Below are 12,784 nucleotides of genomic sequence, written 5' to 3'. Positions count from 1 at the left end.
CATGGGCGCCCAGCGCCCGGCCTTAGGGCTGGCCGTTGTCGCGGGCGGGTTCGGCCAAATGCGGCACGGTTTCCTCGTACTTGGTCAGGATGGCCTTGTATTGCTCTGTATTGCGGAAACTCTCTATCGCCGCTCTCAGCTTTTGCCCTTCCTCTGCCGGTGTCGTCAGCGAAGCCACCATCCACTGCTGTATATCGTCCGGTAACAGGGTGGCGTGTAGTCTTGGCAACAATCCGCTCAGCAACTCGGCATGCGCGCCATACGACAAACTGTCGAGCGCCGGGCGCAAAGCGAACTTCTGCACCAACAGCACGTCGATCATCCCAGCCGACAGCTGACTGAAGCTGGTGTCGGTATCGACCGCCTCGACCACGGCGATGCCGTTGCTATGCAATAACGAAGCACTGCCGGAGCCCAAACGGGTTCCCACCCGGGCGTGCCGCACCTTCATATCCAGGATGCTGGTGTAGCTCGGTCGTCCTTGCAGCGTCATGGCGTAGATCTGCTCGTCGAAAGTCAGTGCCAGCCATTGCCAGTGTCGCTCTCTGGCAGGCGTTCGGCTCAAGCCGAGCAAGATGGCTCCCGGCTGCGTCATGGCAACGGTTTGCGCCCGCAGCCAGGGCATCTCCGGCGCCATGTTCACCTGCAGATGCGCCTGCCGGAAAGCGCCGGCGGCGATTTCGGTAATCAGCCCGGTAGATTGATCCAATGTGGCACCGGTGCTGATCATATAGTCCGGCACCCATGCGGTGTAGACCGTCAGCGCCTGCCCCGACGCCGGCACGGCGCCAATCCCGAGCAACAGCATCAATAATGCGTTAGCGACCCCATTCGACCATTTTTTCATTTTGGCTTACCCCCAAAACTCACTGTCAGAATAGGCCATGGGGCGCCCGCACGGAAGTATTGGGTAGCCGTCTCAATTCACGGGGATAAAAAGCCAAACACCGATAGCCGCAATAGCGATCGCCGCCAGTCTAGTACCCAGAAATGAATCGAATAAGTATAATGACATTCAAAGTTAAAACAATTAATGCTTTTTTCATAAAATCAACATAAAAAGGGCTAGATTATGCCTCTTGATTTGATTGTGACGTACGGCTGGTATCTCTCGATTATTCCGGTGGCTATTCTGCTGTGGGCATCGGTCGTGGTGGTCGGCGGTAATGAAATTGCACTCATCGAGCGTCGTTGGTTTGGTAAAAAAATGCCGCAAGGACGGGTGGTGGCCTTGGGCAACGAGGTCGGCATTCAAGCGCGCACCCTCGGGCCGGGCCTGCATTTTCTGATTCCATTCATCTACAAGGCAACCAAGAGCTTTTTCACCGAAATTCTGGATAATGAGATTGGCATGATCGAGTCGGTCGACGGTCAATCCATCCCCGCCGGGCGGATCTTCGCTTCGGTGGCGGCCGATCATAATTCCTTCCAGGATGGCGAAGCATTCATTCGCAATGGCGGTCAAAAGGGACCGCAAATCGAAGTGCTGGCGCCGGGGAAATATCGGATCAACCCTTATCTGTTCAAGATTACCAAGGGCACAGTCACCGAAATCAAAGATTTTGAAATCGGCATGGTTGAATCGGTCGATGGCGAGGCTATTCCGGAGGGTAAAATCTTTGCCCAAGCCGTGTCGGGACATTCGTCGTTCCAGAATGGCGATGCCTTTATTAAAAACGGCGGCCAAAAAGGCCCCCAGATCGAAATCATTCCGCCGGGCAGTTATCGGATCAATCCTTATCTGTTCAAGGTGACCAAGAGCTCGGCCACTCAAATCAAAGAAGGCGAAATTGGCCTGGTCGAATCTTCCGATGGCGCGGCTATTCCCGCTGGGCGGATTTTCGCCCAGGTGGTGGGCGGCCATAATTCTTTCCAGGATGGCGAGGCATTTATCCTCAATGGCGGGCAAAAGGGACCGCAAATCGAGATATTGCCGCCAGGTATGTACCGTATTCACCCGAATCTATTCAAAATCACGTCGGCCAAGGCGGTGGTCATCGGCAAAGGCGAAGTCGGCACCGTGACGGCGCAGGATGGCGCACCGATCCAGATGGGACGATTACTGGCACAGAGCGTTGCCGGCCATTCGAACTATGAGAATGGCGATGCGTTCCTGAAAAACGGCGGACAAAAGGGACCGCAGATTGACGTGCTGTTGCCGGGTACCTACCGGATCAACCTCAATTTGTTTGTCGTGCAGGTGGCGCCCGCGGTGGTGATCGAAGCCAACAAGGTCGGCCTGGTGACCGCGCTTGACGGTGTACCGCTGCCCGAGCGCGAATACGTTGCCTGCCCGATCACCGGTCACAACGACTATCAGGACGGTTCCGCCTTTCTGACGCGCCAAGGCCAGCGCGGGCCGCAGTTGGATGTGCTGCGCCCGGGGACGTATTACATCAATCCGTCGATGTTCAGTGTCGCTCAAGACGATGTCGCGGTGATCGAGCGTGGCCAGGTCGGCGTGATCGTCTCCAACGTCGGCGAAGATCCGACCGACGAGATGAAGCATCGTATCGGCTCTAGCCAGGTCGATGCTCTGGCGGAAGAAGGCAAGGAGCGCTACGTCGTACCCAAGGGATTCCGCGGCATCCAGGAAGAAGTGGCGGGTCCGGGGCGTTATTACCTCAATCGCCGCGCCTTCATGGCCTACATCATCGATACCACCAACATCACCATCGATTGGGACGATCAGGAAGGAACCCGCTTCGACCAGTTGATGGTCATTTCCAAAGATGGCTTCCCGATCCAGGTCTCGGTCAAGGTGGTGATTCGCGTCAGACCGGATCAAGCCCCGTATATGGTCGCCAAAGTCGGCTCTATCGATAACCTGATCCAGCACGTCATCCATCCGATGATCGACTCCTCGTTCCGTAATCAGGCCTCGACCGCTTCGGCGATGAATTTCTTGCAAAGCCGCTCGGAAGAACAGCTCAAGGCGGAAAATCGGGCTCGTACCGATCTGGAGCGCTACCACGTCGAGTGCGTATCGGTGCTCATCTGTCAGATCCGCTTGCCGGAAGATTTGATGCAAACGCAGACCAAACGCATCATCGCCGAACAGCAGCAGGAAATGTACAAGATGGAACAGCGCTCTCAGGCCGAGCGCACCGAAATGGAGAAGATGCGTGCGACCGCCGATCAGCAGCCGACGCTGGTCGCGTCGGAGATTGCCGTGCAGGTAGCGGCGCAGAAGAAAACCGAGATGATCACCTTGGCGGAAGGCGCCGCGGAAGCCAAGGCGCTGGAAGGCACTGGCGAGGGCAAACGGCTGACCGCCATCGGCGATGGCGAAGCGTCCAAGATTGCCGCCATCGGCGAGGCGACCGCGCAAGCCTACAACAAACAGCAGCAGGCCATCGGCGAAGAGGCGATCAAGCAGATCAAGATCGTCGAACTGATTGCCAGCGCCATCGAAGCCGGCCACATCAAGATCGTGCCCGATGTGCTGGTGACCGGCGGCGGTCATGCCGCCGATGGGTTGATGGGCATGCTGACCAAGCTGCTGCCCGACGTCGATCTCTCTGCCCTGACCAAGTCGGCGCTGCCGTTGTCGCTCGGCTCGGCTGCGGATCGGACCAAGCCGTAATGCAACACGCCGCGCCTGCCGTCAAACCGGCAGGCGCGGGTTGAGCATCCTAACTTTCCGGCCAAGCCAGCGTGCGCGTGCTGCGATAGCTGCGAACGCTACCATCGAAAGGGTCGACAAAGGAGATGGCGCGCGCGAGCAGCAATAGGTGGGAGGAAAAGTCGTCGTCGGGTCTGGCGGGTAACATCTCGGGATACCAGGGATCCCCGTGGATAGCGATGCCCATCGCCGCCAGATGGGCGCGTAATTGGTGTTTTTTGCCTGTCTGCGGGATGAGCCGGTAGCGTGCCAATGCCCCGCGCCGCTCGATCAGCTCGATCCGTGTCTCGCTGTTAACCTCGCCGCCGGCCACCTCGGTCATCAAAAAAGTATCGCGCCGTTCCTGCAACCGGCTGCGCCGCACTGTCGGCAACGCCAGATCCGGGCGAAAGCCTGCAATGGCCTCGTACTCCTTCTGGACTTGGTGCTGCTGGAATAGCTGCTGGTAGGCGCCACGGTCGTCCCGGCGAACGCAAAACAGGATCACCCCCGCCGTCTCGCGGTCTAGGCGGTGGATGGGGCTCAGTTCGGGTAGTGCCAACGTGGTACGTAACCGAGTCAGCAGCGTTTCCTGGACATGGCGGCCGGCCGGCATACAGGCCAGCAAATGCGGTTTGTCGGCCACCACCAGCCTCTGGTCGCGATAGAGCACCGGCGCGGCAAAGGGCACGGCGACCTCCGTCGCGACCTCGCGGTAGTACCAAATGCGCTGATTGGCCGGGTAGGCGCTTTCCAAACGAAACGGTCGACCTTGCTGATCGAATACCAGCCCGTCGGCTAAGCGCTGACGCCAAGCCAGTGCATCCACATGGGGGAAGCGCTGCAGCAGAAAAGCCAACAGCGACGGCCACTGACCTGGCGGCAGGTGGAGCTGGCTGGGGGATAGACCATGACGGATGGGCACCGGGGCGTTCGACTGACTCATGGCGACAATGATACGGCCATCCGCCGTGTCGTGTCAGATCGGGCCTGGCCAAGCCAATCGTTCAGCGAAACGTCCGCTGCAATGACAAGAGCAGCGCCATGCCAAGCCCCAACCACATTTCCAAGCGATAAAACTCCAAGCAAGACAGCATCAGCGACTGACGCGTCAATTCGCCGCTCAACAAGCCCATGGCATGCGGGGTATCGAAACTGGGCAATGCGATGCGGATCTGGGCCAGGGCATCGGCCAGCCATGGGCTACCGGCGTCGAAACGTTCGCTCAGCCGGTTGTAATGCAACGCGTTGCGCCCCTGGATGAACACGGTACTGAGCGATACGGCACTGGACAGCGCCACTTGGCGGATGATGTTCTTGCTCTGGTAGGCGTGCGAGAACGCGGCCGGATCGACTGCGCTGAAGGTACCCTGCGCCACGGCGATGATGAATACCGACATGAAACCGCCATTGAGGAACAGAATGACGGCGATGCGCCAAACCGGCGCGTCCGGGTTCAGCCCGCTCATCAATAGGCCGTAGCCGGCCAACAACAGCATCCCCAACACCATCACCGGCTTGAGCGTTGCAACCCGCCCGCGCGCCAGCAGCACGGCGTAGACACTGGCGCAGACGATGCCGGCCAGAAAACTGGTCGACAGCAGGATGCCGGTGGTCGGCACGTTGAAGCCCAGTCCTTGTTGTACCAACAGCGGCATGATGTAACTGTTGGCCGCCACCATGGTGTAGCAGAGAAAGTAGTACAGCAAGCCGATCAAATAGCGCCGACGCGCCAGTTGGCGCCATAGGGCGCCTACGCCGCTCGGGCGCGCGCGACGCAGCCAAAATACGGCGGCAAGTAGCAGGCCGGAGAGCACGACGAGCAGAATGTCGGGGCGGCCGAAAAAGTCATAGGGCGTCTGTTGGATCAGATACTGCAATAGCAGCACCGATGCTGCGAACCACCACAGCGCGCGCGGGGTGGCATGCCCGGCCTGGTAGGCGATGTCGTCGCGTAGCGCAAAACGGCCACTGGCCAGCGCGCCCAGCGCGGTCCACGGGAGGATGCCGAGACACAGCCAGCGCCAGTTGGCCAGTGTCAGCGCCAGGCTGCCCAGCAGCGGCCCGAGCGCCGAGCCGCCCAGCAAGGCATAGCCGAAACCGAGCAAGGCGGCGGTGCGCTGCCGTTCGGGTAAGCGATTGACCTCGACGCGCGCACCGGTGAAGAACGCAGCCGCGCCAAGCCCTTGCAACGCCCGCCCGACGATAAAGTCCGCCGGGCCGTGGGCGGTACCGCAGACCACGGCGCCGGCGGCGAAGCACAGCATCGAGAAACGCAATAAGCGGCGTGGGCCGAACGCCAGGCTCAGCCGCCGCTGCTGACTCAGCGCGACGATAGCGGCGCTGGCATAGGCCATGGCCGCGTAGCTGAATTCCTCCGGCCCGGCGCCGATCCCCCCCATGACGTCGCTGGCGGCGAAGTTGAGCATGCCGTTCTGGATAAACTCGATGGCGGCGACGGCCATGATGCACAGGATGTGCAGTGGCAAGCTGCGATCGGGCGAGGGAGAGGACGACATGACAAGTAACCAATGAGATCAATGGTTTGAGTATAATGACGTCATTAATATTCAAAAAATCAATAGATTTAATACATAAAATCGAAATGGATAATATTAATAGCGTGCGTTTACGCCGCCTGGATTTGAACGCGTTGGTGGTGCTGCATTCGCTGTTGCAGACCGGCAGCGTCAGTCTGAGCGCCGAGCGGCTTTGCCTGGGCCAACCGGCGGTCAGCCATGTGCTCAAGCACTTGCGCTCGGAGCTGGGCGACGAACTGCTCTACCGCCACGGGCGCGGTATGGCGCTGACACCGCTGGCGCAATCGCTGCGCCAGCCACTACAGGCGTGGCTGGCCGAGGCGCAGCGATTGTTTCTCTCGACGGCGGCCTTCGACCCGGCAGCGGCCATCGCGACCGTGCAGCTGGCCATGCCGGATTTGCTGGAGGCGGTACTGCTGCCCAATGTTTTGCGTTCGTTGCATGGCCAAGCGCCAGGCTTGAACCTATCGATCGAGGCCATGGCGGCCCGCCAAGTCGAGGCGGCACTGGAAGATGGGCGCATCGGCTGCGCGATCGGCTATTTCCCCGGCTTGAGCACGCGGCTGCCGCGCCAGGCACTGTTTCGTTCGCGCTTCATCGCGCTATACCACCCCGCCCTGCTGACGCTACCCGAGCGGCTCGGCTTGGCGGATCTGGCCGAAGTGGTGCATCTGCACACCTCGTATGCCGGCGATGGCGACGGCCTGATCGAGCGCGGCCTGCGTGCACACGGGTTGGCGCGCCGGGTCGTGGCGCGTGGCGCAAGTCTGCTGGCGATGCCGGAACTGCTGGAGTCGATGGCGGCGGTGGCGGTATTGCCGGATGCCATGGCGGCTTATCTGAGCCAACGACATCCGGCGCTACGGCAAGTGGCGATCGACGAGCCGGATTTGCATATCGATATCGAGATGGTGTGGCACCCGAGGCTATCGGGCGACTTACTGCAGGGATTCGTCAGGACAGTGATTACCGAGGAAGCCGCTCACCTGTTCGGCGCTTGAACGAATGCAAAAAAAAACGGCAGACCCAAACGAGTCTGCCGAAGAAAAGCGTCCGGCGCCAGGACAGGACCGCCGGACAAGGGTGAATACTATCAGGCCTTGACCCAACGCGGCTGCGTCAGTGCCTCAGGCTGTAAAACGGCGTCGAGTTCCTTACGGGTCATCAGGCCGCGTGCCAGTACGATTTGTGCAACACTGCCACCCTTGGCATGGGCTTCGGCGGCGACTTCGTTGGCGGCCGAGTAGCCGATGAACGGGCTGAGCGCGGTCACCAGGCCGACGGAGTTTTCCACCAGGTGGCGCAGATATTCGCCGTTGGCGGTAATGCCGCGTACGCAGTTTTCGGTCAGGGTGTCGCAAGCTGCGCGCAGGTGGTTGACGCTATTGAACACGCTGTAGGCGATAACCGGCTCGAAAGCGTTGAGCTGCAGCTGGCCGCCTTCCGCGGCGAAGCTGACGGTCACGTCGTTGCCGATCACTTCGAAGGCGACTTGGTTGACCACTTCCGGGATCACCGGGTTGACCTTGCCCGGCATGATCGAGGAACCGGCTTGGCGTGCCGGCAGGTTGATTTCGCCCATGCCGGCGCGCGGGCCGGAAGACAACAGACGCAAGTCGTTGCAGGTCTTGGACAGCTTGACTGCCACGCGCTTGAGCACGCCGGACAACTGGACGAAGGCGCCGCAGTCTTGGGTGGCTTCGATCAGGTTCGGTGCGGTGATCAGTTCCAGCCCGGTCAGCTTGGCCAGGTGTTGGCAGATCAGGCGGGCATAGTCCGGATGGCTATTGATGCCGGTGCCGATGGCGGTGGCACCCATATTGATCTCGTGCATCAGGGTGCACGCTTCTTCCAGGCGTTGACGGTCTTCGCCCAGCATCACGGCGTAGGTCTGGAATTCCTGACCCAGCGTCATCGGAACCGCGTCCTGCAGCTGGGTACGGCCCATCTTCAGGATGTCCTTGAACTCCAGCGACTTTTCCGCGAAGGCGTTTTGCAGGTTCTGCATCGAGGCGATCAGGCGGGCCACACCGAAGCAGCTGGCAAGGCGCAGCGAGGTCGGATAGACGTCGTTGGTGCTTTGGCTCAGATTGACGTGCTCGTTCGGATGCAGGAAGTCGTAATCGCCTTTCTTGTGGCCGAGGATTTCCAGCGCCACGTTGGCGATCACTTCATTGGCATTCATGTTGGTGGAGGTACCGGCACCGCCCTGAATGACGTCGACCACGAACTGTTCGTGCCAGCGGCCGGCGCGGATCTGTTCGCAGGCCTCGATGATGGCGCCGGCGATCTTGTCGTCCAACAGCCCCAGATCGCGGTTGGCCATCGCGGCCGCCTGCTTGATCGCGGCGAGCGCAACGATCAGATCGTGGTAGCTGGAGATGGTCTTGCCGGTAATCGAGAAGTTTTCCAGTGCGCGTAGCGTGTGGATACCCCAGTAAACGGCTGCGGGGACTTCACGTTCGCCAATCAGGTCATGTTCAACACGAGTGCTCATGATATTTCCTTGTCCACAACGAGGGTTGATGGCAAGCACTCTAAGCCGCGTTCCATGACGTTGGCCAATCCCGATTATCGATTTGTCCATGCATTAAATGCATAGATACCCAAGGTTCCTCCGAACCTTAGACGGCGGGATATTGGCCCTGGAGATATTGCCAGAACGACTCCAATGCCGGCCGGCTGCGCTTCAAGTCGCGATAGAGCCGGATTTCCATATCGACCCCCCAGCGCGCATCGGCCGCCGGAACCAATTGTCCGGCCGCTAGTTCGCGCTCGACGGTGCTGTCGGGCAGAAAAGCCACACCGTGACCTTCCAGCACCATGTTCTTCAGGCCCTCGGCCATATCGGTCTCGTAGCGCTGATGCAGGTGACAAGGTTCGGGGGCGTTTTCCATGATGAGTTCGGTCATCAGGCGGAAATAGGCGTTGGCGGCATAGCCGAGGAACGGTAGCGCCGCCTTGGCGCTGCCGGGCAGGCTGAACTCGGGCAGTCCTTGCGCGTCGCTCTTGGCATAGGGCATCAGCCGCTCGACGCCAAGATTGAGACCGGCATAGCGGTCGCCGGACAATTCGACCGGCTGCTTGGGATGGTGATAGCACATCAGCAAATCGCAGCCGCCTTCGACAAAGGCCAACAGGGCGTCGTGCACATTACTCGCCTGCAGACGGCAGGACAGGTCGCCGAAGCCATCCTGCACCCGCGACAGCCATTTGGGGAAGAACGAGAACGACAAGGTGTGCGGCACCGCGAACTCCATGGTGTCTTCCGGCAGCGGCCGCATACCTTGCATCAACGCGCGGGTGGCGTGAATCTGGTTGAGCATGGCGACCGCCTGCTCCTTGAACACCTCGCCCGCTGGCGTGAGTCGAGTCGGGTAGCTGCTACGATCGATCAAATCGCAGCCGACCCAGCTTTCCAGCGCCTTGATGCGACGCGAGAAGGCCGGTTGGGTCAGATGACGCGCCTGCGCCGAACGGGTGAAGCTGCCGCTTTCGGCCAGCACAATGAAATCTTCCAGCCAGCGAGTTTCCATGGATGGGGTTCTTTCCTTACAGGGAGCTAGCCGCAGTGGGCTCGATCCAGGCGACGGGCAGGCGCTTGAGTGCCGGCGCGCCGCTGACATTGAGAGTAAAACCGTCGACGTCGGCGATCAATTCGCCTTGCCCGCCGATCGGCAACGGCACGATGTCGGCCACGTGGCCGATGGGCAGGCCGGTGAAGGCAGGCACGCCGGTCTGGGCGGCGACCCGCTCGATCAGCCGATCCATGGTATAGCCGTCGGGATCGTAACCGTCCTGGCGCTGACCGGAGAAATGACCGAACAAGATGGCACGCTGTCGGCTGAGTATCCCGGCCTGTCGCAACTGTTCGAGCATGCGGTCGGCTTTGTAGACGTCTTCGCCGACGTCTTCGATGAACAGGATGCCGTCCGACAGCGCGGGCAGCCACGGCGTGCCGACCAGACTGGTCAGCACCGTCAGATTACCGCCCCACAGGGTGCCGTGGAGACGCGTGGCCGCCGCCTTCTGCGGCGCATCGACACGCAACGAGAAACGTCCGGCGGCGAGCGCCTGGCGCAGCCAATTCATGGTGAATGCCGAGGTCGGCTGTGCGGCGAAATCGCCGTACAGCATCGGGCCGGACCAGGAGACCACGCCACCGCGGGTCAATAGCGCCAGCTGCGCCGCGGTGTTATCGCTATAGCCCATGAGCACGGTGCCGCTACTTATCAGTCGCGGACACAGCCGGTCGAAATCGAGGTGTTCCAGCACTTGGATGGCGCCGTAACCGCCGCGGGTGGCGACGATCAGTTCCGGCATCGCCTCGGCCGGATCGGCCAGGGCATTGAGATCGGCGGCGCGTTCGGCGATGGTGCCGGCAAAGCGCGAATGGCGCCGCGCCAACACGGACAGATTATCGACTTCGAAACCGAGCGCATGCAGGGCGTCGACGCCGCGCTTGGCGCGAGCCGGATCGTTCATCGGCCCACCCAGCGCCATCAGACGCGCGATCGGCCGTGGTTCGCCCGCCTCCTTCGGCGTACCGCAGGCGGATAACAAGGTACTCATGGTAATGACGGTTCCCCACTTCAGGACCAGCCGACGCTCGTATCGAAAAGGATGCATCGGCATGCATAACCTGCCTGTTCGGTAAATTTCCGCCATTACAACATGGAAGGCCGCCGCTGTGGGCAAAATTGTCAGCGCATTTTCTGCGCCATATCAGTGAAGCTCGGATTGATCGGCGGTTTTGCCGCCACAGCCCCGTATAGCGATCCGTAGCGCCCAGGCCGCTAAAGCGCTTTACATTTCCAGCCGGCGTAGGCCGGTCAACTGCTGCAACAAGGTCTCGTCATGGCTGATCAACAGCAAGGTTCCCGGGTAGGCGCACAGAATCTCGGCCACCTGTTGGCGCGAGCGCGCATCCAGGTTATTGCTGACTTCGTCCAAAATCAGCAACCGGGGGGTGCGTGCGGCGATGCAGGCAAGCGACAGCCGGGCGCGTTCGCCGCCCGACAGTGTCTCGACCGGCGCGTCGAGTGCCGCATCGTGGCGGAACAGGAAACGACTCAGATGGTGGCGCAAGGCACTGATCGTCCAGTCGGGGGCATGGTCGCGCAGCGCGTCCAGTACTGTCCGGCCGGCCGGCAGATTGGCGTAGTGTTGGTCGAGATAGCCGATGTCCATCGACGGCGGGGTCAGCCAGCCGCCGCCCAGCCGCAAGGCTAGCTCGCCGGCCAAGGCGCGCGCCAGTGTCGACTTACCGCAACCATTGGCGCCGGCGATCTGCCAGCGTTCGCCGGCTTCGATCACCCAGTGGATCGGCGCTGCCAGCGCGACGCCATAGCCGAACTGCCCGTCGCTGATTTGAACCACCGGGCCACGGCCTCGCTGGCCGCCAGCCGGCAGAAAGAAAGCGGGATCGACGGATGCGCCGGGCGACAGACGCGCCAGCTCGTGTTGAATGTCCTCGCGGCGCGCACGCAGCTCGGCACGGTTATCGCCGGCGGTCGTGTTGCCGCGCCCGAGCTTGGCGGCCGATTTGACGGTGGCCCAGCGCCGCTCGCGGATCGCCGTCTCGCCACGTTGGCGCGCGTGGCTGGCGCGCTCCTGTTCCTTCATCAGACGCTCGTGCGTCGCCTGTCGGTCGCGTCGCAGTTGTTCGCGCGAACGCAGCAACGCCGCGTGCTGCGCGGCACGCTCGTCCAGGTAGTCGCGATAACGGCCGCCGAATGCCTCTACTCGCTCATCCTCGACGATCCACACGCGGTCGCACAGTCGATCCATCCACTCGCTATCGTGGGTTACCAACACCAGGGTACCGGTGTAATGCCGCAGCATGCGCAACATCGCGCGGCGGTTATCGGCATCCAGGTGGTTGCTCGGCTCATCGAGCAACAACAGGTCCGGGTAGCCCGCCAAAGCCCGGCTTAGCGCCTGGTTGACACGCTGGCCGCCGGAAAGCGCCGCGTCGCCATCCAATACCTGCGCGACGTAGCCGATGCGCAAATCCGCCTCGCGTTCGATATGGCCCTCGGACGGTGTTTGCAGGCCGGCCAGTACGCGTAACAGCGACGATTTGCCACAGCCGTTGTCGCCGACGATGGCGATACGTTGTCCCCAGTCCAGGGAGCCGGTGAAATCGGAAAAACAGGTTTTGTGGGGGAAGGCAAGGCACAGGCCTTGCCATTGAAGCATCGACATGAACACCTCTCGCACAGTGGGCAATGGAACGTTGGTTTGCCCGGAAACGGGCGATCAGATGCGGGTGTTCATTTCGAAGTGTCCTTGCGAAGAAAAACGGATACCGAGTTCTAAAACAAACGGGGTGGGATGCCCACCCCGGTGTCATCAAGCTTCCAACAAGCCCTTGACCACGTCGACATAGCCTTGCATGGCGGCGTCGGCAGACATGCCCTTGAGCTTTTCCCAAGCGTCGAACTTGGCGCGGTTGATGAAATCCATCACACCCGGACGTTCGCCGTGGGCGTCGCCTTCGCTGGCTTGCTTGAACAGTGCGTACAGTTGCAGCAGGGTCTGGTTGTCCGGACGTTCGGACAACGTTTTGACATCGGCCTGGGCCTGGGTGAACAAGGTTTGCAGATCAGACATGGTTTTTCCTTTATAGGTTTTCGTT

The 12,784-nt window shown here is 61.0% G+C and carries 10 protein-coding genes; 2 read left to right on the top strand and 8 right to left on the bottom strand.

The genetic code is table 11. The features are described 5' to 3' along the window. Positions 1 to 22: 22 nt before the first annotated feature. Positions 23 to 847, bottom strand: a complete 825-nt coding sequence (locus DFP86_RS01765; RefSeq protein ID WP_133678271.1) for a type 2 periplasmic-binding domain-containing protein — start codon at positions 845 to 847, stop codon at positions 23 to 25. Positions 848 to 1,123: 276 nt separating this feature from the next. Here DFP86_RS01765 and DFP86_RS01760 point away from each other — a divergent pair, with 276 nt between their 5' ends. After that, positions 1,124 to 3,586, top strand: a complete 2,463-nt coding sequence (locus tag DFP86_RS01760) for an SPFH domain-containing protein (RefSeq protein WP_208108179.1) — start codon at positions 1,124 to 1,126, stop codon at positions 3,584 to 3,586. Positions 3,587 to 3,635: 49 nt separating this feature from the next. On the opposite strand, the gene DFP86_RS01755 is transcribed toward DFP86_RS01760, so the two are convergent. Then, a complete protein-coding gene (locus DFP86_RS01755; RefSeq protein ID WP_133678269.1) occupies positions 3,636 to 4,550 on the bottom strand; it encodes a pseudouridine synthase in 915 nt (304 codons plus the stop codon). Positions 4,551 to 4,611: 61 nt separating this feature from the next. Next, positions 4,612 to 6,123 (bottom strand): MFS transporter, encoded by a 1,512-nt coding sequence (locus DFP86_RS01750; RefSeq protein ID WP_133678268.1) that lies wholly within the window; start codon positions 6,121 to 6,123, stop codon positions 4,612 to 4,614. An 86-nt stretch (positions 6,124 to 6,209) separates the two neighbouring features. On the opposite strand from DFP86_RS01750, the gene DFP86_RS01745 reads away from it, so the two are divergent. Continuing rightward, a complete protein-coding gene (locus tag DFP86_RS01745; protein WP_166642107.1) occupies positions 6,210 to 7,145 on the top strand; it encodes a LysR family transcriptional regulator in 936 nt (311 codons plus the stop codon). Between the two features lie 92 nt (positions 7,146 to 7,237). Here the strand turns inward: DFP86_RS01745 and aspA are convergent, their stop codons facing one another. From aspA to DFP86_RS01720, 5 genes are all read right to left on the bottom strand, one after another. Continuing rightward, positions 7,238 to 8,641 (bottom strand): aspartate ammonia-lyase, encoded by a 1,404-nt coding sequence (gene aspA / locus DFP86_RS01740; protein ID WP_133678266.1) that lies wholly within the window; start codon positions 8,639 to 8,641, stop codon positions 7,238 to 7,240. Positions 8,642 to 8,768: 127 nt separating this feature from the next. After that, on the bottom strand, positions 8,769 to 9,680 hold the full coding sequence (locus DFP86_RS01735) for a LysR family transcriptional regulator (RefSeq protein ID WP_133678265.1): 912 nt from the start codon (positions 9,678 to 9,680) through the stop codon (positions 8,769 to 8,771). A gap of 16 nt (positions 9,681 to 9,696) precedes the next feature. Beyond that, the gene (locus tag DFP86_RS01730; protein WP_166642106.1) at positions 9,697 to 10,716 is read right to left on the bottom strand and encodes an LD-carboxypeptidase; all 1,020 of its coding nucleotides are present in this window, start codon (positions 10,714 to 10,716) and stop codon (positions 9,697 to 9,699) included. Positions 10,717 to 10,950: 234 nt separating this feature from the next. Then, positions 10,951 to 12,351 (bottom strand): ABC-F family ATP-binding cassette domain-containing protein, encoded by a 1,401-nt coding sequence (locus DFP86_RS01725; protein WP_133678263.1) that lies wholly within the window; start codon positions 12,349 to 12,351, stop codon positions 10,951 to 10,953. 147 nt (positions 12,352 to 12,498) lie between these two features. Then, the gene (locus DFP86_RS01720) at positions 12,499 to 12,759 is read right to left on the bottom strand and encodes an acyl-CoA-binding protein (protein WP_133678262.1); all 261 of its coding nucleotides are present in this window, start codon (positions 12,757 to 12,759) and stop codon (positions 12,499 to 12,501) included. Between the last annotated feature and the right edge of the window lie 25 nt (positions 12,760 to 12,784).

The organism is Paludibacterium purpuratum (assembly GCF_004363805.1).
Taxonomy (GTDB): Bacteria; Pseudomonadota; Gammaproteobacteria; order Burkholderiales; family Chromobacteriaceae; genus Paludibacterium; species Paludibacterium purpuratum.
Note: the sequence above shows the minus strand (reverse complement) of the source record. Positions and strands in the feature narration are given on the sequence as shown.

Bases quoted from the DNA above. Each gene is read 5' to 3' on its own strand.
- DFP86_RS01765 (WP_133678271.1), bottom strand. From the start codon at position 847: ATGAAAAAATGGTCGAATGGGGTCGCTAACGCATTATTGATGCTGTTG.
- DFP86_RS01755 (WP_133678269.1), bottom strand. From the start codon at position 4,550: ATGAGTCAGTCGAACGCCCCGGTGCCCATCCGTCATGGTCTATCCCCC.
- DFP86_RS01750 (WP_133678268.1), bottom strand. From the start codon at position 6,123: ATGTCGTCCTCTCCCTCGCCCGATCGCAGCTTGCCACTGCACATCCTG.
- DFP86_RS01745 (WP_166642107.1), top strand. From the start codon at position 6,210: ATGGATAATATTAATAGCGTGCGTTTACGCCGCCTGGATTTGAACGCG.
- aspA (WP_133678266.1), bottom strand. From the start codon at position 8,641: ATGAGCACTCGTGTTGAACATGACCTGATTGGCGAACGTGAAGTCCCC.
- DFP86_RS01735 (WP_133678265.1), bottom strand. From the start codon at position 9,680: ATGGAAACTCGCTGGCTGGAAGATTTCATTGTGCTGGCCGAAAGCGGC.
- DFP86_RS01730 (WP_166642106.1), bottom strand. From the start codon at position 10,716: ATGAGTACCTTGTTATCCGCCTGCGGTACGCCGAAGGAGGCGGGCGAA.
- DFP86_RS01725 (WP_133678263.1), bottom strand. From the start codon at position 12,351: ATGTCGATGCTTCAATGGCAAGGCCTGTGCCTTGCCTTCCCCCACAAA.
- DFP86_RS01720 (WP_133678262.1), bottom strand. From the start codon at position 12,759: ATGTCTGATCTGCAAACCTTGTTCACCCAGGCCCAGGCCGATGTCAAA.